A 19,934-nucleotide genomic window follows, 5' to 3' on the forward strand; every position below is an offset into this window, starting at 1 on the left:
GACATTGCGGAGTGGTAATGTGACGCAACTTGAACCCCCTGCCGGCGTTACCATGTGATGGCCATGCCCGAGGACGACATCTTCACGCCCCATCGCAACCGATCGCGGCCGCCGTTCGGCGGGGCGCAGGCGCGCGGCAAGGTCATCGATCAGGAGGGGCGGGAGATCGCCGATGGCGCGATGTCCGGCGGCGGCCTGCATCCGCAGTTCGAGGGTCTGCACTTCGACTTCCGCAACTCCACCGCCAATCCGTTCGGCAATCTGACGCGCGAGCAGCGGCTGGCGCGGCTGGAGGCAATCGCAAAACTGCTCGACGTCGCCTTTATCGTGCCGGGCACCAATGTCCGCTACGGCATCGACGGGCTGATCGGCCTGATCCCCGTGGTCGGCGACATCATCACGACCGCGATCTCGCTGTGGCTGGTGCGCGAGGCCCGGCTGCTCGGCGCGCCCTGGCACATCACCGCGAGGATGCTCGGCAATGTCGCGCTCGACGGCGTGGTCGGCCTCGTGCCGGTGGCGGGCGACGCCTTCGACGTCATGTTCCGCGCCAACATCCGCAATGTGCGGATGCTGCGGCGCTGGCTCGACAAGCAGCCGCGCTTGTGATTTGGCGAGCGCGCCGCGCTCAGCCCCGAATAGAGAGCCCAAAAACAAAAGCCCCCGGACCGTGCCGGGGGCATTTTCGTCAGAAGAGAGGTTAAAGGCTTACGCGGCGTCGGCGTCGGTCTGGCTGGCGGCGGGACGCGGGCGGCGCGGCAGCGGGAAGGCTTCGCTCTCATACAACGAGCGGATGCCGTTCTGGTCGAAACGCGCTTCCTCGACCTGCAGATAGGCGCCGTTCAGCGAGTCGGCCGGCAACTGCTCCATGGCGAACTGCACGGCTTCGGCGGCAGTGCCGAAACGGCGATACGCGAAACCGGCCCGCTTCTTCTTGCGGATCGCGGCGGGGAACAGTTCGGCGGACGTATTGTAGTTGAACGGACGCAAAGGACGCATGGTCGACGACCTCTTCTCTTTTTGGCGCTGGCGCAGCGAAAGGGATTTTTGGGGACGGCGCCCTGCACTCGGCGGCACGCCGTACAAGTCATTTCGGCCTCTAATATAGGCTCATTTGACAGAAATGCGACCCCAGAAGCGGCCCGACAGGGCACATGCTGAATCCGCGCATAGCGCCGGAGCTGATGTATAAAGTCGTTTTATATCAATATGTTATGACTGTTATATCTTGTCGAGCAAGGCCAGGATCGCAACTACGATCAAAATTACCCCGAAAAGGCCCATTCCGGAGTGGCCGAGCCCGTAGCCATAGCCGCCGAGCCGGCCGCTATAGCCGCCCAAAAGGATGATCACAAGCAGGATGATGAGGATTAGTCCAAGCGACATGGCGCCCTCCTCGGAACGGGCGGCAGCCGCATGGCGAGACGCCTTTGGGCCCCGCTCGATCAGAGCAAAGCACATTCCGCGTCAATTGCCGATTGGATTCGTCGTTATCTCGCTGCGCTCTGCTTGACGGTGATGTGTTCGCGGTCATTCCGGGGCAGTCCGCAGGACTGAACCCGGAATCTCGAGACTCCGGGTCTGGTCCTTCGGACCATCCCGGAATGACGATGAAGCAGCCGTCACTTCTTGCTGTCGTCGATCGGCAGCACTTTCAGCGGCGTCGCATAGGGTTCGACACGCAGGGACTCGCTGGCAATCAGACCGACCTTGCGCAGCGGCGCCTGTTCGAGATCGCCGGAGGCGGATTTGTGGACCGCGTACTGCCAGACACTCATCGAGCCCTTGGCGACCAGCATCTTCGCCAGCCCGCCGGCATTCTGGCCCTCGACTTGCGCGAGTTCGGCATCGGTGAGGCCGATCACGATGTCGTCCTTGGTGGTGATGACCTTGAACAGCGAGACCTTGTCGGCGGCAAAGGCAGGCGCACTCACGACGCTCGTGATGATGAGGCCGGCAAGGCCGAGACCGAGCAAAACTTTTCTGGATATGTACGACATCAAATTGTCCTTGGAGTTGTCCTTGGTTGACGCGCGCGGGCGAGCGGCGCGGCCAAAACAAAACCCCGCGCGACCGGTTCTTGGTCGCGCGGGGCTGACATTATGTTCGATGCGATGGCGGGTTATTTGCAGAACCCGCGCATGACGATCGGGCTTTACTTCTTCTCGTCCAGCTTCAGCGCCGCCGAGTTGATGCAGTAGCGCAGGCCGGTCGGGCCGGGGCCGTCGTTGAAGACGTGGCCGAGATGGCCGTCGCATTTCGAGCACAGCACCTCGGTGCGGATCATGCCGTGGCTGACATCGCGCTCCTCGTCGACATGGCTCTCGACCGCCGGCTTGGAGAAGCTCGGCCAGCCGCAGCCGGAATCGAACTTCTGGTCGGACTCGAACAGGGTCTGGCCGCAGCCGGCACAGACATAGGTGCCCTTGCGCGGATCATGCTCGTATTCGCCGGTGAAGGGCCGCTCGGTCGCTTTTTCGCGCAGCACGGCGTACTGCATCGGCGTCAATTCCTTGCGCCACTCGGCCTCGCTCTTCGTGACCTTGCCGTCGGTTTTGGTGTCGGACATTCAAACTCCTCCAGGTTATGTCGTCATTGCGAGGAGCGAAGCGACGAAGCAATCCATTCTATCCCCGCAAGGAGATATGGATTGCTTCGCTTCGCTCGCAATGACGGAGATTGTTCCGTCAGTTGGTGGCCTTGGCGGCGTTCACCAGCGTCGGCTTCTCGATGTAGTTGTCAGCAAAAATCTTCTTCAGGTTCTCGACCTTCGGGATGTCGTTGTACGCAATATAGGGCTGGCTCGGGTGCAGCGTCAGATAGTCCTGGTGGTAGCCCTCCGCCGGGTAGAACGCCTCCAGCGCGCCGACCTTGGTGACGATCGGCTTTTTGTACACCTTGGCGGCGTTGAGCTGGTCGATATAGGCGTCGGCCACCTTCTTCTGCTCGGCGCTGGTGGTGAAGATCGCCGAGCGATATTGCGTGCCGGTGTCGGGGCCCTGGCGGTTCAGCTGGGTCGGGTCGTGCACCACCGAGAAGAAGATCTGCAAGATCTTGCCGTAGGAGATCTTCTGCGGGTCGTATTTGACCTGGACGGATTCCGCGTGCCCGGTCGAGCCGGTCGACACCATGTTGTAGTCGGCGGTCGCCTTGTTGCCCCCGGAGTAGCCCGACACCGCACTGGTGATGCCGGCGGTGTGCTGGAACACGCCCTGCACACCCCAGAAGCAGCCGCCGGCCAGCACCGCGGTCTTGATGCCGCCGGTCTCCGGGGCATCAGCCGCGGGCGGCGGGATGATCACGGCGTCCTCGGCGGCGAGCGAGGGCGCAACGGCGAATGCGGCAACGGCCAGCGCGCCGATCGCGGCGGCGCACAGCGAGAGACGGCTGAGGGAGCGGCTGAGCATGGGTTCCTCACGGGATCGCATTTGGGGGCCAGTTTAGAGCGGAAGCCGGCATCTGCAATCGGGCCGGCTGGCTCCGACGTATCAAGATACGGGGAAGGGGGCGGTTTGTTACGGCGGCGGCGACACGGTTTCGTGAGGAAAAGGCCTGCTCGCTCCACGCGTCGTCCCGGCGAAAGCCGGGACCCATAACCACCGAAAGTTGTTGTTGCGCAACGCTGGGGCCACAGCTCGTTTCGATAACCTGACCCTGTGGTTATGGGTCCCGGCTTTCGCCGGGACGACACCGTGGGTGGTTCTCGCGCAGCCTAATGCGCGAGCCGTCACACCACGATGCTCAACCTTTTCGCCGCCCGCGTGATCCCCGTGTACAGCCACCGTGCGCGCGAGTCCTGGAATGCAAAACTCTCGTCGAACAGCACGACGTCGTCCCATTGCGAGCCCTGCGACTTGTGCACGGTCAGCACGTAGCCGTAGTCGAACTCGTCGTAGGGCTTGCGCTGTTCCCACGGGATGCCCTCGATGCCACCGTCGAAGCATTCGCCGCGCACCGAGACCTTGGTCACTTTGTGGCCGAAATCCTCGTCCGGCATCACGCGCATGGTGATGATCTTGGACTTCGACTGCGCCCGCGCCTTGACCCGCCACAGCCCGCCGTTGAACAGGCCCTTCTTGCGGTTGTTGCGCAGGCAGACCAGCTTGTCGCCGGCGACGGGGAGCGGATCCTCGATGTGCTGGCGCTGCCGCACCCGCATGTTGTAGGCGCGGCGGGTGTTGTTGCGGCCGACCAGCACCTGGTCGGCGCCCATCACGCGGTCCGGATCGAGCTCCTTGCGCGAGACTACTTCGCTCTCGCCGTGGCGGCCGACCTCGAGTTCGCGGCCCTCCCGGATGTCCATCGACATCCGCACGATCGGATCGTCCTGCGCCTGGCGGTGCACCTCGGTCAGCATCGCGTCCGGCTCGGCATCGGTGAAGAAGCCGCCGCCCTGGATCGGCGGCAATTGCGCGGGATCGCCCAGCACCAGCAGCGGGCAGTCGAACGACATCAGGTCGCGGCCGAGCTCGGCATCGACCATCGAGCATTCGTCGATCACGATCAGCTTGGCCTTCGAGGCCGGCGCGTCGTCCCACAGCTCGAAGCTCGGCTGCTCGACGCCGGATTCGCGGGCGCGGTAGATCAGCGAGTGGATGGTGGAGGCGTTGTCGCAGCCCTTGTTGCGCATCACCAGCGCCGCCTTGCCGGTGAACGCCGCGAACTTCACCTCGCCATCGACGGCCTCGGCGATGTGACGGGCCAGCGTGGTCTTGCCGGTTCCGGCATAGCCGAACAGGCGGAACACCTGCGGCGTGTCGCCCTGGCCGGGCTTGGCCTTCAGCCAGTCGGCGACGGCTTGCAGCGCTGTGTCCTGATGCGGCGTGAAGGTGGTCATGGGGCTCGGTGGAGGGGAGAGCCGGCAGGCCAGACCCGCCGCGACTCATGGCCTCAACCTAACCATTCGGGCCGCCCGCGCAAGGTGGCCGGCCGCGGCCGAGCCCCTTGGCTACTGCCAGCCCGGAACGCCGCGCATGTCGGGCAAGTGATGGGCGATGCCCTTGTGGCAATCGATGCAGGTCTTCTCGCCCGTGAACAGGAAGCGCTGATGGGCGGTGGACGCGCGCGGCGACTGCTTGGTGATGTCCATCGAGTCCGCGCTGTGGCAGTTGCGGCATTCCAGCGAATCATTGGCCTTGAAGCGGGCCCATTCATGCACCGCGAGCTCGAGCCGGCGATCCATGAACTTCTCCCTGGTGTCGATGGTACCGAAGATCTTGCCCCACACCTCCTTGGAGGCCTGCATCTTGCGGGCGATCTTGTCGGTCCAGTCGTGCGGCACGTGGCAGTCCGGGCAGGTCGCGCGGACGCCCGACCGGTTGGTGAAATGTATAGTCGACTTCAGCTCCGCGAACACGTTGTCACGCATCTCGTGGCAGCTGGTGCAGAACTTCTCCGTGTTGGTCAGTTCGAGCGCGGTGTTGAAGCCGCCCCAGAAGATGATGCCGGCCACGAAACCGGCGAGCACCAGGACGCCGAGGCTGAACACCGAGCTGGGGCGGATCAGCACGCCCCACAGTTCGAGGGCAAAGCTCTTGACCCGGCCGAACCATGTCTCGCGCGGCAGCGGTTTGGCCTCGTCGCTCATCGCCGTCCACCGGGCGCTGCGCGGCTCAGCAGCGTGTCGATGTCGACGAAGTCGTTGCTGACCGGCGGATTGCTGACGCTCTGTGAGACGTGGCATTCGGTGCAGAAGAAGCGTCGCGGCGACACCGAGGCGAGGAACTGGCCGTCGCGGTCCATGAAGTGGGTGATGGAGACCATCGGCGCCTGCGATTCCGCGGTGCGGGCGCGGGCATGGCACGACAGGCATTTGTTGCCGCGGATGTCGATCTGGTAGCCGTCGATGGAATGCGGGATCACCGGCGGCTGTTCCGGATAGTTGCGGGCCTCCCGTTCGGCGGTGTTGCGGGTCGGCGCCATCGGCGGCGCGGGCCCTTCGTCGTTCAGCGGCGTTGGGCCGCGCAGGCCGGAGCTGACGGTTTGCGCGGCAAGCGAGCCGATCGCCGCAGTGAGCGCGGCGGCGAGCAGCAGCGTGGGGAGTGGCCTGATCATGTCGCCACCCGCTCGATGCGCACCGCGCATTTCTTGAAGTCGGTCTGCAGCGAGATCGGATCGGTGGCGTCCAGCGTCACCTTGTTGATCAGCTTGGATTCATCGAACCACGGCACGAAAACGAGGCCGCGCGGCGGCCGGTCGCGGCCGCGGGTCTCGAGGCGGACGCGGATGAAGCCGCGGCGGGAGATTACCTTGACCTCGTCGCCGCGACGCAGCTTCGCCTCCTGCGCATCGTCCGGATGCATGTAGCAGACGGCCTCGGGAACGGCGCGATAGAGCTCGGGGACCCGGCGCGTCATGCTGCCGGAGTGCCAGTGCTCCAGCACGCGGCCGGTCGACAGCCAGAGCGGATATTCATCGTCGGGGGATTCCGCCGGCGGCTCGTAGGGCAAAGCGAAGATGCGCGCCTTGCCGTCGGGGTGACCGTAGAACTGGAAGCCGGTGCCCTGCTTCACATAGGGGTCGCTGCCCTCGTGGAAGCGCCACTTGGTTTCCCGGCCGTCGACCACCGGCCAGCGCAGGCCGCGCTCGCCGTGATAGGTGTCGAACGGCGCGAGGTCGTGGCCATGGCCGCGGCCGAACTGGGCGTATTCCTCGAAGATGCCCTTCTGCACGTAGAAGCCGAACGCCTTCGACTCGTCGTTGGCGTAGCCCTGCTCGATGTCGGAGAGCGGATACTTGTCGATCTGTCCGTTCCTGTAGAGCACGTCGAACAGCGTCTTGCCGCGAACCTCGGGCTTCTTCGCGATCAACTCCTCCGGCCAGACCTCCTCGATCTTGAAGCGCTTCGAGAATTCCATGAGCTGCCAGAGGTCGGAGCGGGATTCGCCGGGAGCGTTGACGAGCTGGTGCCAGAACTGGGTGCGCCGCTCGGCATTGCCGTAGGCGCCTTCCTTCTCCACCCACATGGCGGCCGGAAGGATCAGATCGGCGGCCAGCGCGGTGACCGTCGGATAGGCATCCGACACCACGATGAAATTCTCCGGATTGCGGAAGCCCGGATAGGTCTCCTCGTTGATGTTGGGACCGGCCTGCAGATTGTTGTTGACCTGCACCCAATAGAAATTGAGCAGCCCGTCGCGCAGCATCCGACTCTGCAGCACGGCGTGGTAGCCGGGCTTGTCGGGTATGGTGCCTTCCGGCACCAGCCAGATCTTCTCGGTCTTGTCGCGGTGCGCCTTGTTGTTCACCACCATGTCGGCCGGCAGGCGGTGCGAGAAGGTGCCGACCTCGCGTGCGGTGCCGCAGGCCGAGGGCTGGCCGGTGAGCGAGAATGGGCTGTTGCCGGGCGTCGAGATCTTCCCGGTCAACAGATGCAGATTGTAGACGAGGTTGTTGCACCAGACGCCGCGGGTGTGCTGGTTGAAGCCCATGGTCCAGAAGCTGACCACCTTGGTCTTCGGGTCGGCATAGAGCTCGGCAAGCGCCTCGAGCCGGTTGAGCGGCACGCCCGACATCTTCGCCGCCTTCTCCAGCGTGTAGTCGTCGACGAACTTGGCGAACTCGTCGTAGCTCATGTCGGTCGCGTCATTGGCCTTGGCGGCGCCGGTCGCCTTCTTCTGCAGCGGATGGTCGGGACGCAGGCCGTAGCCGATGTCGGTCTGGCCGCGCTTGAACACGGTATGCGCGGTGACGAAGTCCTTGTTGACCCGTCCGGTCTTGATGATGTGATGGGCGATGGCGTTGAGGATGTAGAGATCGGCGTGCGGCGTGAACACGATGCCGATGTCGGCGAGGTCGAACGAGCGGTGCTCGAAGGTCGAGAGCACCGCGACCTGCACATGCGGCGCAGACAGCCGCCGGTCGGCGACGCGGGTCCACAGGATCGGATGCATCTCCGCCATGTTGGAGCCCCACAGCACGAAGGCGTCGGTGGCCTCGATGTCGTCGTAGCAACCCGAAGGCTCGTCGATGCCGAAGGTCCGCATCATGCCGGCGACCGCCGAGGCCATGCAGTGGCGCGCATTGGGGTCGATGTTGTTGGTGCGGAAGCCGGCCTTGAACAGCTTCGAGGCTGCATAGCCTTCCCAGATCGTCCACTGGCCGGAGCCGAACATGCCGACGCTGGTCGGCCCGCGCTTCTTCAGCGCGGCCTTGAACTTCTCCGCCATCACGTCGAAGGCCTCGTCCCAGCCGACCGGCGTGAACTCGCCGTTCTTGTCATACTTGCCGCCGGTCTTGCGCAGCATCGGCTGGGTCAGGCGGTCATGGCCATACATGATCTTGGACAGGAAGTAGCCCTTGACGCAGTTCAGCCCGCGATTGACCTCCGACTTGATGTCGCCGTGGGTGGCGACCACGCGGTTTTCCTTGGTGGCGACCATCACGCTGCAGCCGGTGCCGCAGAAGCGGCAGGGCGCCTTGTCCCATTTCAGCTCGGCTTCGTTGCGCTCGGTCACGATGTTGGCGGCCGTCGCCGCGGCCGGCATGCCTCCGGCGAGCGCGGCCATCGCGGCGGCTTCCAGCTTGAGGACCTGGCGGCGATCGAGCTTGGACGCGGTCATGGACATTTCCTTTCGCCGCAGGCCGGTCGATCAGGCGCTGGCGGCATCGACGGCATGGAACACGAGTGAGGCGGAGTAGACGTCGGGCAGCGCCGAGATCGTGTTGACGGTGGCGCCGAGCGAGCCGGCATCCGGTGCATCGACGACGACGACCAGCTTGCCTCGCTCATCGCGGCCGAAGATTTCGCAGCCGCGCAGGGAGGTGATCGCCGCGGCGAGTGCGTCGAGCCGCTCGGGCCGCGCCTGCACCAGGATGCTGGCGATTTCGCCGCCGGGCGGCGGCACCACGGCATCCGCCGCCAGCACGCGCCCGGTGATCAAGGTCCGACGGTCGATTGCGTTGTGACGTCTGCTCAACGGCTTGCTCCGATGGTCGCTAATGCGGTGGCGGAGGGCCGGGCGGACCCGCCACCATCTGGTAGATCCACACCGCGAGCCCGTAGCTGCCCACCGTGGCGACGGCCAAAGCGGGCATCAGGACTGCGGTCAGGAAGAGGAACGCGAAGATCTCCATGCGTCTTCGGCGTGGCCTCGCGCTGTCGCCCATGGCTGGCATGCGATGTCTCGCTTCAAATTATGGGGAGAGGCCTCGTTGCCTCACGGAACAGCTATCGAATCGTCCCGGGAAAGCTCTGATCTAGATCAATGAATTGCCGCCGGCGGCGCGATGGATTCGGCCGGCACGCATCGGCGATCGCGCCCCGTTGTTGTGCCTGACATGACGCTCCTTCCGCCAAGTGGAATTGACGGAGGGTGGACTTCCATTGCCCGCGCAATACACTGGCCGCAACAACAAGAGGCCTCGCGGAAGTCGCGTGGAAGTCTCGCGCAAGCCTCGCGTAAGTCCTGGGAGCGACGTCATGAAATTCGGAATCTTTTACGAGCTGCAGCTGCCGCGCCCGTGGAACGACGGCGACGAGCTCCGCCTCTACCAGAACGCGCTGACGCAGCTCGAGACCGCCGACCGGCTCGGCTACGACTACGCCTGGGTCGTCGAGCACCACTTCCTTGAGGAATATTCGCACTCGCCGGCGCCGGAATCCTTCCTTGCGGCGGCGAGCCAGCGCACCAAAAACATCCGGCTCGGCCACGGCATTTTCCAGCTCACCACCAACCATCCGGCGCGCGTCGCCGAGCGGGTCGCGGTGCTCGACCTGCTCAGCAACGGCCGCTGCGAGTTCGGCATGGGCGAGAGCGCCTCGATCACCGAGCTGACGCCGTTCGGCCGCGACATGGAGACCAAGCGCGAGGTGTTCGAGGAAGCCGTGCAGGCGATCTTCCCGATGTTCACCAAGGTCGGCACCGAGCATCACGGCAAGTATTTCGACATCCCGCTGCGCAACGTGGTGCCGAAGCCGGTGCAGAAGCCGCATCCGCCGCTCTGGATGGCGTGCTCGCAGCTGCCGACCATCGAGCGTGCCGGGCAGAATGGCTTCGGCGCGCTCGGCTTCCAGTTCGTCAGCGCCGAGGCGGCGCATGCCTGGGTGCACGCCTATTACAACGCGATCACCAAGCGGCTGAACAAGCTCGCCGACTACGAGATCAATCCGAACATGGCGCTGGTCTCGTTCTTCATGTGCGCCGAGACCGACGAGGAGGCGCGCCGCCGCGCCGACGGTGCCACCTTCTTCCAGTTCGCGCTGCGCTATTACGGCCAGTCGCAGAACCGGCAGCGGCCCGCGCCCGGCACCGTCAATATGTGGGACGAGTACAACAAGTGGAAGCGCGACAATCCGGAGGCGCAGGAGGCCGCGTTGCGCGGCGGCCTGATCGGCTCGCCGGAGACAATCCGCAAGAAGCTGCGCCGCTTCCGCTCCTCGCATATCGACCAGGTGATCCTGCTCAACCAGGCCGGCAAGAACACCCATGAGCATATCTGCGAGTCGCTCGAACTGTTCGGCAGGGAAGTGATGCCGGAGTTCCAGCACGATCCCGAGCACGACGCCTGGAAGCAGGGCGTGCTGTCCGGCGCGATCAAGCTCGAGGAGATCGACACCGAAGCATTCACCGATCGCTACGGCAAGCTCGCAGTCAGCGTCGGCACGAAGTCGGCCGCAGCAGGCTGATCGAATCTTGTGCAACGGCCTCGCGATCTCGTGAGGAAAATAATTCGCTACACGTCATCGGCACGTTGAAAGAAACGAAACGCGCGATGCCCGCATGAAAGTGCTGATATCGCTATTTTTGTGCAGCGCTCGACAGCTTCATCAGCACGTCCCATCATCTCTCGCATCGCATGATCGCAGCGCACCGCGCGCGATCGTCAGGAGAGTTGTTGCAGATGAAACGTCGTCAATTCCTCAAATTCTCGCTCGGCTCCGCCGCGGCCGTCGCGCTATCGCAGCGCGCGCAGGCGCAGGCGAGCGTGAAGGAGATTCGTATCGGCTACCAGAAGAACGGCGTGCTGGTCATCGCGCGTCAGCGCGCGACGCTGGAAGATCATTTCCGGCCGCAGGGCATCGAGGTGAAATGGGTCGAGTTCTCCTCGGGCCCGCCGATGATGGAGGCGATGAACGTCGGCAGCATCGATTACGGTGCGGTCGGCGATTCGCCGCCGGTGTTCGCGCAGGCCGCGGGCGCCGCGATCGTCTACGCGGCGGGCCAGCCGATCACCAACGGGCAGGGCATCCTGGTGCCGCAGAATTCGCCGATCCGATCGATCGCCGAGCTCAAGGGCAGGCGCATCGGCTTCACCAAGGGATCCAGCGCGCACAACATCACGGTGCAGACGCTGGAGAAGGCCGGGCTCACCTACGCCGACATCACCCCGGTCTATCTGACACCGCCTGACGCCGGCCCTGCCTTCGCCAATGGCAGCATCGATGCCTGGGCGATCTGGGATCCTTACTTCGCGATCGGCGAGACCAAGCAGAACGGCCGCATCCTCATCAATGCGCAGGAGGTCACCAAGACCAACTCGTTCTACATCGCCAATCGCGATTTCGCGAAGAACAACGCCGCGCTGCTGCAGCAGATCATCGACGTCACGACGTCGACTGCGGCGTGGGCGGAGACGCATCGCGACGAGGTGGCGAAATCGCTGAGCGCGGTCACCGGCATCGCACTCGACATCCAGACCATCGCCGCCAACCGCTCGGCGTTCAAGGTCGGGCCGATCACCGACGACATCATCGCGACCCAGCAGGGCGTCGCCGACCGCTTCTTCAAGCTCGGCCTGATCCCGAAGCAGATCGCGATCCGCGACATCGTCTGGCGCCATCCGCAGACCTGATCGCTCCATCAATTCATCCGGGATTTCACCATGATGCGTTTGTTTCGACGCTGGATTGCGCGCGCGGTGCTGTCACTCAGCATCGTCGCCGCGACCGTCGGCGCCTCCTACGGCCGCGACGCTTCATGCAGCGACATCTCGCCAGCCCAACAGATATCCGACGTCGCATGGAGAGCGCGCACGTGAGCAACTCAACCAACGCCAACATCCTCTGGTTCCTGCCGACCCACGGCGACAGCCGCTATCTCGGCACGTCGATCGGCGGCCGCGAGGTGAACTTCAACTATCTGCGCCAGATCGCGCAGGCCGCCGACCAGCTCGGCTATTACGGCGTGCTGCTGCCGACCGGGCGGAGCTGCGAGGACAGCTGGGTGGTGGCCTCGGCCGTCGCGCCATGGACCGAGCGGCTGCGCTATCTGGTGGCAGTCAGGCCCGGGCTGCAGTCGCCTGCTGTCGCGGCGCGCATGACCGCGACGCTCGACCGGGTCTCTAACGGCCGCCTCCTGATCAACGTCGTTACCGGCGGCGATCCCGTCGAGAACAAGGGCGATGGCGTGTTCCTGCCGCACGACGAGCGCTACGCGGTGACGCGTGAGTTCCTCAACGTCTACAGCGACCTGCTCGCCGGCAAGACCGTCAATGTCGAGGGCAAGCACATCCGGATCGAGGACGGCCGCCTGCTGTTCAATCCGGTGCAGTCGCCGCGCCCGCCGCTGTATTTCGGCGGCTCGTCGGATGCCGGCATCGATGTCGCGGTCGACACCGTCGATAAATACCTGACCTGGGGCGAGCCGCCGGCGCAGGTCGCCGAGAAGGTCGCGAAAGTGAAGGCGGTGGCCGCGCAGCGCGGCCGAAAGCTGTCCTTCGGCATCCGCCTGCATGTGATCGTGCGCGAGACCAATGCGGAGGCCTGGCGCGCCGCCGACGAGCTGATCCAGCACGTCACCGACGACACCATCGCCGCCGCGCAGAAGGTGTTTTCGCGAATGGACTCGGTCGGCCAGCAGCGCATGGCGCAGCTGCATGGCGGCCGCCGCGACAAGCTCGAGATCAGCCCGAACCTGTGGGCCGGTGTCGGCCTGGTCCGCGGCGGTGCCGGCACCGCGCTGGTCGGCGATCCCCCAACGGTTGCCGCGCGGATCAAGGAGTATCAGGACATCGGCATCGATACCTTCATCATGTCCGGTTATCCGCATCTCGAGGAGGCCTATCGCTTCGCCGAGTTGGTGTTCCCGCTGCTGTCGTTGCAGCAGCCGGACAACGTGACGTCGATCCGCGTCAACACCGGGCCGTTCGGCGAGACCATCGGAAACGACTACCGTCCGCAGAAACAGGCATCGCAATCATGAGCTTGATCGATTCACTCCCGCGCGTCAGCGCACCGAAATTGCCGAAGGTCGATGGCCTGATCCCCTGGATCGTGCCGCTCGCGATCATCCTGGTCTGGCAGCTCGCCTGCGTCACAGGTTTTGTTCCTTCGCGCGTGCTGCCTGCGCCCACTGACGTCGCACTGGCCGGCTGGAAGCTGCTGCTGTCGGGCGAACTCGTCCGCAACATCTGGGTCAGCTTCTGGCGCGCCTCGATCGGCTTTCTGATCGGCGGCGGCATCGGCTTCGCCTTCGGCCTCGCCAATGGCTTGTCGCAGCTTTCCGCAAAGCTCACCGACACCACATTGCAGATGGTGCGCAACATCCCGCATCTGGCGCTGATCCCGCTGGTCATCCTGTGGTTCGGTATCGACGAGTCGGCCAAGCTGTTCCTGGTGGCGCTCGGCGTGTTCTTCCCGATCTATCTCAACACGCTGCACGGCATCCGCACCGTCGATCCGCAGCTGATCGAGATGGGCCGCATCTACGGCATGACCGATGGCGAGCTGTTCCGCCGGGTGATCTTCCCCGGCGCGCTGCCGTCGATCTTCGTCGGCCTGCGCTTTGCGCTCGGCATCATGTGGCTGACGCTGATCGTCGCCGAGACCATCGCGGCCTCATCGGGGCTCGGCTACATGGCGATGCAGGCGCGCGAGTTTATGCTGATCGACGTCGTCGTGCTCTCGATCCTGATCTATGCCCTGCTCGGCAAGCTCGCCGACAGCGCCTCAAGGGCGCTGGAGCGCCTGACCCTGTCCTGGCACCCCGCCTTCCAGAAGAAGTGAGAATCGAGAATGCAAGAAGTGCTTCGTTTCCAGTCCGCAGGCGCCGAGCCGGTGCAGCGCGCCGATTTCATCGCGGAGGCCGAGCTGCTGCGGCGCGGCTCGGACAATGCCGCGCGCGGGCTGTCGCTGACCATCCGCGGCTTGCGCAAATCGTTCGGCGACAATGAGGTGCTGCGCGGCATCGACCTGCACATCCCTGCCGGCCAGTTCGTCGCGATCGTCGGCCGCTCCGGCTGCGGCAAGAGTACATTGTTGCGCCTGATCGCCGGCCTCGACAAGCCGACCGCCGGCGGCATCGCCTTCGGCGAGCAGCCGCGTGCGCAGGATATCCGCGTCATGTTCCAGGAGCCGCGGCTGCTGCCCTGGGCGCGGGTGCTGTCCAACGTCGAGGTCGGGCTGGGTCGCGAGCGCGCCTCGGCCGACGCGCAGGCGAGGGCCGAGCACGCGCTGGTCGAGGTCGGTCTCGGCGACAAGCGCGAACAATGGCCGTCGGTGCTGTCGGGCGGCCAGAAGCAACGCGTGGCGCTGGCGCGGGCGCTGGTCAGCCAGCCGCGCGTGCTGGCGTTCGACGAGCCGCTTGGCGCGCTCGATGCGCTGACGCGGATCTCGATGCAGCAGCTGCTCGAGCGGGTCTGGCGCGACCAGGGCTTTGGCGCGATCCTGGTGACTCATGACGTTGCGGAAGCCGTTGCGCTCGCCGACCGCGTGCTTGTCATCGAGGACGGCCGGATCGCCGAGGACGTCACCATCGACCTGCCGCGGCCGCGCCGCCGCGGCTCGGCGGAGCTGGCGGCGCTGGAAGGCGAGATCCTGAAGCACCTGCTCGAAGGCAGTGACGACACGTCCGATCTGTGAGGCCGTCATGAATCCCGTCATCCGCAACGTCTCCGTCGCGCCGGCAATCTCCGCGGACGAATTCCGTGGCGCGATGCGTCATTTGGCCGGCGGCGTCAGCGTCATCACGGCCGGGCGGGGCCGCGACATTTCGGGGATGACGGTGACCTCGGTGGCGTCGCTGTCGGTCGATCCGCCGTCGCTGATCGTCAGCATCAACCGCGCCGCATCCTCGTGGCCGCTGATCGCGCGCCATGGGGTATTCGGCGTCAACATCCTGACCGCGGACCAGCTCGACATCGCCAAGCGCTTCACCGGCAAGGGCGGCCTGAAAGGGGCGGAGCGCTTCGCCGGCGCCGAATGGACCACGCGCGCCTCCGGCGTGCCGCTGCTCGCCGGTGCGCTTGCCGCGCTCGACTGCGAGGTCGAGGAAATCATCGAACGGCATTCGCACGCCATCGTCATCGGCCGCGTGCTCGATGTGTTGGCCTCGGACCGCACCGCCGCGCTGGCCTATTGGCACGGCGAATATGTCGCGATCGACCGGGAAGAGGACGCCGTCAGGCTGGCCGAAGTCAGCCTGCCGTCGCGTCATGTGCATGCGCGAGGTCCGCGCTAGGGAGATCGAGTTCAGTTCATAAGGAGAACCCAGATCAGTGCGACCAGCAGACTGTGAAAGCAGAGGATGGAACACAGGAACAGCCAGTCGTCCCGCGTCATGGGCCCGACGACCGCGGCCCAGGCGCGGCGGCAACGAGATGCGAGTTGGGGCATGAAGTTCGGGCGCATGGCATTCGCCTAGCGGACGACGATCCGCCAGGTCTTGCTCGTCTGCGCCAGGAATTTGGGGTCTCGTGCCAGCCGTCATCGAACGCTGTTCGAACCGCGATAGGCGCGTGGCGTGTGGCCGGTCCAGCGCACGAACGCATGTGTGAAGGAGCTGACCTCGCTATAGCCCAGCAGCCATGCGATTTGCGAGATCGGTAGCTCGACGTCCTCGAGGTAGTGACGCGCAAGCGCAGTTCGAAATCCCTCGAGCACGGCCGAAAAGCTCAGCCCCTCGGACGACAAGGCACGCGCGAGCGTTCTCCGGCTCATGCCAAGGCGCCGTGCGACTTCGGCGGCATTGGCTCTGCCATGCGGAAGCAACTGGGCGATCTGATCCTCGACGCGCGATTGCAGGCTGGCTCGTCGCGATGCGCGGCTCTTGAGCGCTTCGTCCGCATAGTGAAGCAGCATCCTGTTGAGATGCGAGTCGGCACCCACGACAGGCAATGCCCCGATCTGGGCAGGAAACAGCAGTTCATCCCTGTCGGCTGCAAAGTCGATGTCGCACCCCAGTTGAGATCGGACATCCGGTGGGGTTTCGCGTCGATAGTGCTTCAGCTTGATCTGTGTCGGGGCCAGTCTGCCGCCGGTCAGCGCGCGGCAAATGCGGAGGAGCGTAAGCAACCAGAATTCCGCGTGGTGACGATCCGACGACCTCTCGATGTTGACGTAGTCGAATTGAATTCCGAAGCCGTGCTCAAGCGACGTCCGCAGGCGAACGCCCTCGTTGTTGATGGCGCTGTAGCGGCTAACGATCCGCAGGGCGTCAGTGAGATGCTCGGACGAGGCCATGACGTAGTACAGCAGCCCGATCTCGCCGAGCTCGAAGCCCTGGGCCAGGTGGAATCCGAAGCAATCGTCCTGCAATTCCCCGGCAGCAAGCTCGAGGATTCTTGCCTGCGCCCGCGCGTCGATGCGGCGCTTGGGGTCTTCGAGGTCGCCGATGGCGAGGCCCGCGGCCGACACGATCGGGGCGAGGGCAATCTGCGCATCCCGAAGCCGGGCGCATGCAAGGCGCGCGATCCCCCCGGTGGCGCTTGGTATCGATGGCAGGGCGCTTGGTGGGCGTTCGGCGGTCTTCATTCGGCACCGGTGTGTTCCCGGTCAACGTCGAGTGCTTCCCTGATCGCACCTTGACCTATGTCAAACGGCCTCGCCAGCTCGACGCAATCCGGTTTGACAAGATCTCGCAATTGATTGGCCCAGGATCACAAGACGTAACGGAGGCAATCATCTAGCCGATTGCGTCGCGGCCGCGCGATTTCCACCTTCAACGGCAATTCACACGGCGGGGCCGGCGCAAGGGGCGAATACATGAAGGTCATGGTCACGCATTGGGATCGGCCGCGGCCGGGCGCACGCCGATCGCCGTCGGATCGAACGGGCGAAAGTGCGAGGTCATGACCGGACAGGGAGGGGCTCAGCAGAGCGGCACGCATCGGTCGATTCGCTTCGTGATCACCGAGGGCGAGACCGCGGGCATCTGGCGCTACTCATTTTCGATCGGCGGTCGCAACTTCACGGGCAAGATGCAGGCGGTTTTGGGCTTGCTGGCGGCACGCCGCGTCAAGATAAAGATCGATCGGCTGCTAAAGCAGCAAGAGTTGGCAAAGGCCCAAGCCGGAGCCGAGCCGGATGTCGCTCGCAACCCGAGCGCGCCTCCGCCGGCGGCGCGGAGCGCCGCTTCAACCAACCTGGGCGATGGTCCAGAGTCGGTGCCGCAGAAGGCCGAAGGCAGCGGCACGGTCGCGTTTGCCTGCGAGTCCTGCAATGTGGCCTACGAAGCCGTGCAGGTCTGCACTGCGGGGAAGGGGATCTTTCGCTGCGCCGTCTGTGACGGGCCGGTCCATCAATGGGACGGCGCATATCACTATCGGAACTGGCGGCGGTTGGAGGAAGATGCGGGGACCCGCCTTCCGCCCACTCCGTCGGCCGGCTACGAGGACTAGCGCGCAGGAGAGGCCGCCGCGTCAGCTTGACCGAAGCGATAGTCGGTGGCGTGGAGCAGCGCCATAAGCGCGGAAGGGTCGCTCTTCAGGCGTGGGCTGCTGCACATCTGCAAAAGGCATTGATTCAGATCAAGCCCGAGTCGGCCGGGTTTGCAACCCTCCCCGGCGTTAAATGAACCCCATCAGGCAATTTTCGTACCTTGATTTTAATGGAGGTCATAATGCCTGCAGTTGTCATGCAATTCGTTTCGCATCCAAGACCCGGCAGCGATCTTGCGACTGTCATAGGGCTTGCAAAAGAAGCCGCGGTACTCTGGAGAAAACATGGAGCCGACGTCAGCTATTGGTCAGTGATCGGCGGCGAGGTCGGAAACTACGCCTTCGTGGCTCGCTTCGACAGCGTCGAGGCCTATGGGCGTACCCTGGCATCACTTGGGGGCGACCCTGCTTTCACAGAATTTCAAGCCAAGCGGCTGAAGGCCGGGCAAGCAGATTGGGTTCGCTCCAATCTTGCCGTCCAGGTTGAAATCTGAGCGGAAGGCTTCTTCCCGACGGAGACCGCCTCCGGGCGGTCTCCGTTTTTGTTGACTGTCAATGTCCTCTTCCGACCCGAAGCAGACGCCTTATTTGCGCACCTTCAATGCCGCCGGCCGGCAGATTCAAGGGAGAACTGGCGGCGATGCGAGGCCTGCAGCGGCCCGGCGCGGCATGTTGCCGGTGGCGCGCGGCCGGCCGGCATACTAAAAGCCGCGGAAATCTCGGAGGCGTGACGGTCTGATGAAGCGCGTGGGAGCCTGGCTGTTCTATCTCGTCGGCGCCGTCGCCGTCGGGTATCTCGCGCTGTATGCCTATGCGATGTTCACCGGCCGCGACCTCACGCCCGGCGATCCCATCCGCATCTTCCGCAAGCCCGACGCGCCGAGCTATTCCTGAGGCGGGACAACCGCTCGGCGTTGCGCCGGGCGGCCGCTCAGTTTTGCGCTTCAGCCGGCACTCGCGATCCGCTGATAGTCGGGAGTGCCATTGCCGGCCGGGGTGATCGGGATGCCGCCGTCGGCGTACTCGTTCAGCTTGTTGCGCAGCGTGCGGATCGAGATGCCGAGGATGTTGGCGGCGTGGGTGCGGTTGCCGAGGCAGTGCTTCAGCGTTTCCAGGATCAGGTCGCGCTCGACGTCGGCGACGGTGCGGCCGACCAGCGCACGGGTGACCTGCTCGGCGGCCAGCGTGGCGTGCGCGACCGCGGGCGCGGTCTTGGCGAGGTCGAGGCGGTCGCCGTCCGGCGTGATGATCGCATCGGGGCCGATCTCGTCGCCCTGCGCCATCAGCACCGAACGATGGATGGTGTTTTCGAGCTCGCGGACGTTGCCCTGCCAGCGGTTTGCGGTCAGGACGCGGCGGGCGTCGGTCGAGATCGGGCGCACCGGCAGGCCGTTGGCCTCGGCATATTTCTTGGCGAAGTGCTGGGCCAGTTCGAGCACGTCGGCCGGACGGTCGCGCAGCGGCGGGATCTTCAGATTGACGACGTTGAGGCGGAACAGCAGGTCTTCGCGGAAGGTGCCTTCGCGCACCGCCTCCGACAGATTGCGGTTCGAGGTCGCGATGATGCGGATGTCGACCGGCACCGGCTTGGTGCCGCCGACGCGGTCGATCACGCGCTCCTGGATCGCGCGGAGCAGTTTCGATTGCAGGCGGACATCCATCTCGGAGATTTCGTCGAGCAGCAGCGTGCCGCCGGTCGCCTCCTCGAACTTGCCGACGCGGCGCGCGACGGCGCCGGTGAAGGCGCCCTTCTCATGGCCGAACAGTTCGGATTCCAGCAGGTGCTCCGGGATCGCGGCGCAGTTGATCGAGATGAACGGCCGCTTGGCGCGGGCCGAGCGGGAGTGGACGTAGCGCGCCAGCACTTCCTTGCCGGTGCCGGACTCGCCCGTGATCATCACCGAGGCGTCGGAGCCCGCGATCTGCTGCGCCAGCTTGATCACCTTGCCCATCGCGTCGTCGCGCCAGACCAGCTCGCGGGCGTCGTTGGCGACCGCGGCGAGCACCGCTGCGATCAGCTCGGGGTCGGGCGGCAGCGGGATGTATTCCTTGGCGCCGGCGCGGATCGCGGCGACCGCGGCGCGGGCGTCGCTGGTGATGCCGCAGGCGACGATCGGCACGTGGATGTGCTCGGCTTCGAGCCGCATCACGAGGTCGCGGATGTCGAGGCCGACATCGACCAGCAGCAGGTCGGCGCCCTTGCCGCCGCGCACCACGTTCATGGCCTGTTCGGCGGTCTCGGCGTGGGTCACGGTGGCGCCGTTCTCCATCGCGATCTTGGTGGCGGTGGTGAGCTGGCCCTTCAGGGTGCCAACGATGAGAAGCCGCATGGTAGTCTC

At 65.0% G+C, this 19,934-nt stretch carries 23 protein-coding genes; 10 read left to right on the forward strand and 13 right to left on the reverse strand.

Annotation, left to right across the window (positions count from 1 at the left end; all coding sequences use genetic code 11):
• The first annotated feature begins 57 nt into the window (after positions 1-57).
• Positions 58-609 (forward strand): DUF4112 domain-containing protein, encoded by a 552-nt coding sequence (locus tag JQ633_RS22595; protein ID WP_211987289.1) that lies wholly within the window; start codon positions 58-60, stop codon positions 607-609.
• Positions 610-708: 99 nt separating this feature from the next.
• Here JQ633_RS22595 and JQ633_RS22600 read toward each other — a convergent pair whose 3' ends face one another.
• The 11 genes from JQ633_RS22600 to napE all read right to left on the reverse strand — a co-directional run bounded on the left by JQ633_RS22600 (position 709) and on the right by napE (position 9,117).
• A complete protein-coding gene (locus JQ633_RS22600; RefSeq protein ID WP_016844322.1) occupies positions 709-999 on the reverse strand; it encodes a hypothetical protein in 291 nt (96 codons plus the stop codon).
• A gap of 222 nt (positions 1,000-1,221) precedes the next feature.
• Complete coding sequence (locus JQ633_RS22605) at positions 1,222-1,386, reverse strand: DUF3309 family protein (protein ID WP_211987290.1); 165 nt, start codon at positions 1,384-1,386, stop codon at positions 1,222-1,224.
• 236 nt (positions 1,387-1,622) lie between these two features.
• Entirely contained in the window at positions 1,623-2,000 is a 378-nt protein-coding gene (locus JQ633_RS22610; RefSeq protein ID WP_249159563.1) for a hypothetical protein, read from the reverse strand.
• 155 nt (positions 2,001-2,155) lie between these two features.
• The gene (gene msrB, locus JQ633_RS22615; RefSeq protein ID WP_211987291.1) at positions 2,156-2,569 is read right to left on the reverse strand and encodes a peptide-methionine (R)-S-oxide reductase MsrB; all 414 of its coding nucleotides are present in this window, start codon (positions 2,567-2,569) and stop codon (positions 2,156-2,158) included.
• A gap of 118 nt (positions 2,570-2,687) precedes the next feature.
• Complete coding sequence (msrA, locus tag JQ633_RS22620) at positions 2,688-3,407, reverse strand: peptide-methionine (S)-S-oxide reductase MsrA (protein WP_211987292.1); 720 nt, start codon at positions 3,405-3,407, stop codon at positions 2,688-2,690.
• Between the two features lie 320 nt (positions 3,408-3,727).
• Positions 3,728-4,837 (reverse strand): ATP-dependent DNA helicase, encoded by a 1,110-nt coding sequence (locus JQ633_RS22625; RefSeq protein WP_211987293.1) that lies wholly within the window; start codon positions 4,835-4,837, stop codon positions 3,728-3,730.
• A 111-nt stretch (positions 4,838-4,948) separates the two neighbouring features.
• The gene (locus tag JQ633_RS22630) at positions 4,949-5,587 is read right to left on the reverse strand and encodes a NapC/NirT family cytochrome c (RefSeq protein WP_211987294.1); all 639 of its coding nucleotides are present in this window, start codon (positions 5,585-5,587) and stop codon (positions 4,949-4,951) included.
• A complete protein-coding gene (locus tag JQ633_RS22635) occupies positions 5,584-6,084 on the reverse strand; it encodes a nitrate reductase cytochrome c-type subunit (protein ID WP_211987295.1) in 501 nt (166 codons plus the stop codon). Before JQ633_RS22635 ends, JQ633_RS22630 begins: the two co-directional genes overlap by 4 nt.
• On the reverse strand, positions 6,051-8,561 hold the full coding sequence (gene napA / locus JQ633_RS22640) for a nitrate reductase catalytic subunit NapA (protein ID WP_211987296.1): 2,511 nt from the start codon (positions 8,559-8,561) through the stop codon (positions 6,051-6,053). The genes JQ633_RS22635 and napA overlap by 34 nt, the downstream gene beginning before the upstream one ends.
• Positions 8,562-8,591: 30 nt before the next feature.
• The gene (locus JQ633_RS22645) at positions 8,592-8,918 is read right to left on the reverse strand and encodes a chaperone NapD (RefSeq protein WP_211987297.1); all 327 of its coding nucleotides are present in this window, start codon (positions 8,916-8,918) and stop codon (positions 8,592-8,594) included.
• A gap of 19 nt (positions 8,919-8,937) precedes the next feature.
• A complete protein-coding gene (napE, locus tag JQ633_RS22650; protein WP_211987298.1) occupies positions 8,938-9,117 on the reverse strand; it encodes a periplasmic nitrate reductase, NapE protein in 180 nt (59 codons plus the stop codon).
• A gap of 304 nt (positions 9,118-9,421) precedes the next feature.
• On the opposite strand from napE, the gene JQ633_RS22655 reads away from it, so the two are divergent.
• The 6 genes from JQ633_RS22655 (at position 9,422) to JQ633_RS22680 (ending at position 15,398) form a co-directional block, all read left to right on the forward strand.
• Positions 9,422-10,627, forward strand: coding sequence for an LLM class flavin-dependent oxidoreductase (locus JQ633_RS22655; protein WP_211987299.1), 1,206 nt, complete (start codon positions 9,422-9,424; stop codon positions 10,625-10,627).
• 215 nt (positions 10,628-10,842) lie between these two features.
• Complete coding sequence (locus JQ633_RS22660) at positions 10,843-11,793, forward strand: sulfonate ABC transporter substrate-binding protein (RefSeq protein WP_211987300.1); 951 nt, start codon at positions 10,843-10,845, stop codon at positions 11,791-11,793.
• Between the two features lie 167 nt (positions 11,794-11,960).
• A complete protein-coding gene (gene ssuD / locus JQ633_RS22665; protein ID WP_211987301.1) occupies positions 11,961-13,142 on the forward strand; it encodes an FMNH2-dependent alkanesulfonate monooxygenase in 1,182 nt (393 codons plus the stop codon).
• The gene (locus tag JQ633_RS22670; RefSeq protein ID WP_211987302.1) at positions 13,139-13,945 is read left to right on the forward strand and encodes an ABC transporter permease subunit; all 807 of its coding nucleotides are present in this window, start codon (positions 13,139-13,141) and stop codon (positions 13,943-13,945) included. The genes ssuD and JQ633_RS22670 overlap by 4 nt, the downstream gene beginning before the upstream one ends.
• Positions 13,946-13,954: 9 nt before the next feature.
• Positions 13,955-14,800, forward strand: a complete 846-nt coding sequence (locus JQ633_RS22675) for an ATP-binding cassette domain-containing protein (protein ID WP_211987303.1) — start codon at positions 13,955-13,957, stop codon at positions 14,798-14,800.
• A 7-nt stretch (positions 14,801-14,807) separates the two neighbouring features.
• Complete coding sequence (locus tag JQ633_RS22680) at positions 14,808-15,398, forward strand: flavin reductase family protein (protein WP_211987304.1); 591 nt, start codon at positions 14,808-14,810, stop codon at positions 15,396-15,398.
• Positions 15,399-15,643: 245 nt separating this feature from the next.
• Here JQ633_RS22680 and JQ633_RS22685 read toward each other — a convergent pair whose 3' ends face one another.
• Positions 15,644-16,690: an AraC family transcriptional regulator gene (locus JQ633_RS22685; protein ID WP_249159564.1), complete on the reverse strand. Its 1,047-nt coding sequence runs from the start codon at positions 16,688-16,690 to the stop codon at positions 15,644-15,646.
• Positions 16,691-17,007: 317 nt separating this feature from the next.
• Here JQ633_RS22685 and JQ633_RS22690 point away from each other — a divergent pair, with 317 nt between their 5' ends.
• The 3 genes from JQ633_RS22690 (at position 17,008) to JQ633_RS22700 (ending at position 18,489) form a co-directional block, all read left to right on the forward strand.
• Positions 17,008-17,556, forward strand: coding sequence for a hypothetical protein (locus JQ633_RS22690; protein WP_211987305.1), 549 nt, complete (start codon positions 17,008-17,010; stop codon positions 17,554-17,556).
• Between the two features lie 221 nt (positions 17,557-17,777).
• Positions 17,778-18,089: a hypothetical protein gene (locus JQ633_RS22695; protein ID WP_249159565.1), complete on the forward strand. Its 312-nt coding sequence runs from the start codon at positions 17,778-17,780 to the stop codon at positions 18,087-18,089.
• A gap of 244 nt (positions 18,090-18,333) precedes the next feature.
• Positions 18,334-18,489 carry a hypothetical protein gene (locus JQ633_RS22700; protein WP_211987307.1) on the forward strand — a complete coding sequence of 52 codons (156 nt, stop codon included), beginning with the start codon at positions 18,334-18,336 and terminating at the stop codon, positions 18,487-18,489.
• Between the two features lie 50 nt (positions 18,490-18,539).
• Here the strand turns inward: JQ633_RS22700 and flbD are convergent, their stop codons facing one another.
• Positions 18,540-19,925 carry a sigma-54-dependent transcriptional regulator FlbD gene (flbD, locus tag JQ633_RS22705; protein WP_211987308.1) on the reverse strand — a complete coding sequence of 462 codons (1,386 nt, stop codon included), beginning with the start codon at positions 19,923-19,925 and terminating at the stop codon, positions 18,540-18,542.
• Positions 19,926-19,934: the final 9 nt, after the last annotated feature.

Source organism: Bradyrhizobium tropiciagri (assembly GCF_018130505.1).
GTDB classification, from domain to species: domain Bacteria; phylum Pseudomonadota; class Alphaproteobacteria; order Rhizobiales; family Xanthobacteraceae; genus Bradyrhizobium; species Bradyrhizobium tropiciagri_B.

Coding starts and splice junctions, on each gene's coding strand:
- JQ633_RS22675 (WP_211987303.1), top strand. CDS start 13,955: ATGCAAGAAGTGCTTCGTTTCCAGTCCGCAGGCGCCGAGCCGGTGCAG.
- msrA (WP_211987292.1), bottom strand. CDS start 3,407: ATGCTCAGCCGCTCCCTCAGCCGTCTCTCGCTGTGCGCCGCCGCGATC.
- JQ633_RS22670 (WP_211987302.1), top strand. CDS start 13,139: ATGAGCTTGATCGATTCACTCCCGCGCGTCAGCGCACCGAAATTGCCG.
- napE (WP_211987298.1), bottom strand. CDS start 9,117: ATGCCAGCCATGGGCGACAGCGCGAGGCCACGCCGAAGACGCATGGAG.
- JQ633_RS22625 (WP_211987293.1), bottom strand. CDS start 4,837: ATGACCACCTTCACGCCGCATCAGGACACAGCGCTGCAAGCCGTCGCC.
- JQ633_RS22600 (WP_016844322.1), bottom strand. CDS start 999: ATGCGTCCTTTGCGTCCGTTCAACTACAATACGTCCGCCGAACTGTTC.
- msrB (WP_211987291.1), bottom strand. CDS start 2,569: ATGTCCGACACCAAAACCGACGGCAAGGTCACGAAGAGCGAGGCCGAG.
- JQ633_RS22610 (WP_249159563.1), bottom strand. CDS start 2,000: ATGTCGTACATATCCAGAAAAGTTTTGCTCGGTCTCGGCCTTGCCGGC.
- JQ633_RS22700 (WP_211987307.1), top strand. CDS start 18,334: ATGAAGCGCGTGGGAGCCTGGCTGTTCTATCTCGTCGGCGCCGTCGCC.
- JQ633_RS22655 (WP_211987299.1), top strand. CDS start 9,422: ATGAAATTCGGAATCTTTTACGAGCTGCAGCTGCCGCGCCCGTGGAAC.
- ssuD (WP_211987301.1), top strand. CDS start 11,961: ATGGAGAGCGCGCACGTGAGCAACTCAACCAACGCCAACATCCTCTGG.
- flbD (WP_211987308.1), bottom strand. CDS start 19,925: ATGCGGCTTCTCATCGTTGGCACCCTGAAGGGCCAGCTCACCACCGCC.
- JQ633_RS22690 (WP_211987305.1), top strand. CDS start 17,008: ATGACCGGACAGGGAGGGGCTCAGCAGAGCGGCACGCATCGGTCGATT.
- JQ633_RS22660 (WP_211987300.1), top strand. CDS start 10,843: ATGAAACGTCGTCAATTCCTCAAATTCTCGCTCGGCTCCGCCGCGGCC.
- JQ633_RS22695 (WP_249159565.1), top strand. CDS start 17,778: ATGCCTGCAGTTGTCATGCAATTCGTTTCGCATCCAAGACCCGGCAGC.
- JQ633_RS22605 (WP_211987290.1), bottom strand. CDS start 1,386: ATGTCGCTTGGACTAATCCTCATCATCCTGCTTGTGATCATCCTTTTG.
- JQ633_RS22635 (WP_211987295.1), bottom strand. CDS start 6,084: ATGCGCGGTGCGCATCGAGCGGGTGGCGACATGATCAGGCCACTCCCC.
- napA (WP_211987296.1), bottom strand. CDS start 8,561: ATGACCGCGTCCAAGCTCGATCGCCGCCAGGTCCTCAAGCTGGAAGCC.
- JQ633_RS22595 (WP_211987289.1), top strand. CDS start 58: ATGGCCATGCCCGAGGACGACATCTTCACGCCCCATCGCAACCGATCG.
- JQ633_RS22685 (WP_249159564.1), bottom strand. CDS start 16,690: ATGAAGACCGCCGAACGCCCACCAAGCGCCCTGCCATCGATACCAAGC.
- JQ633_RS22630 (WP_211987294.1), bottom strand. CDS start 5,587: ATGAGCGACGAGGCCAAACCGCTGCCGCGCGAGACATGGTTCGGCCGG.
- JQ633_RS22680 (WP_211987304.1), top strand. CDS start 14,808: ATGAATCCCGTCATCCGCAACGTCTCCGTCGCGCCGGCAATCTCCGCG.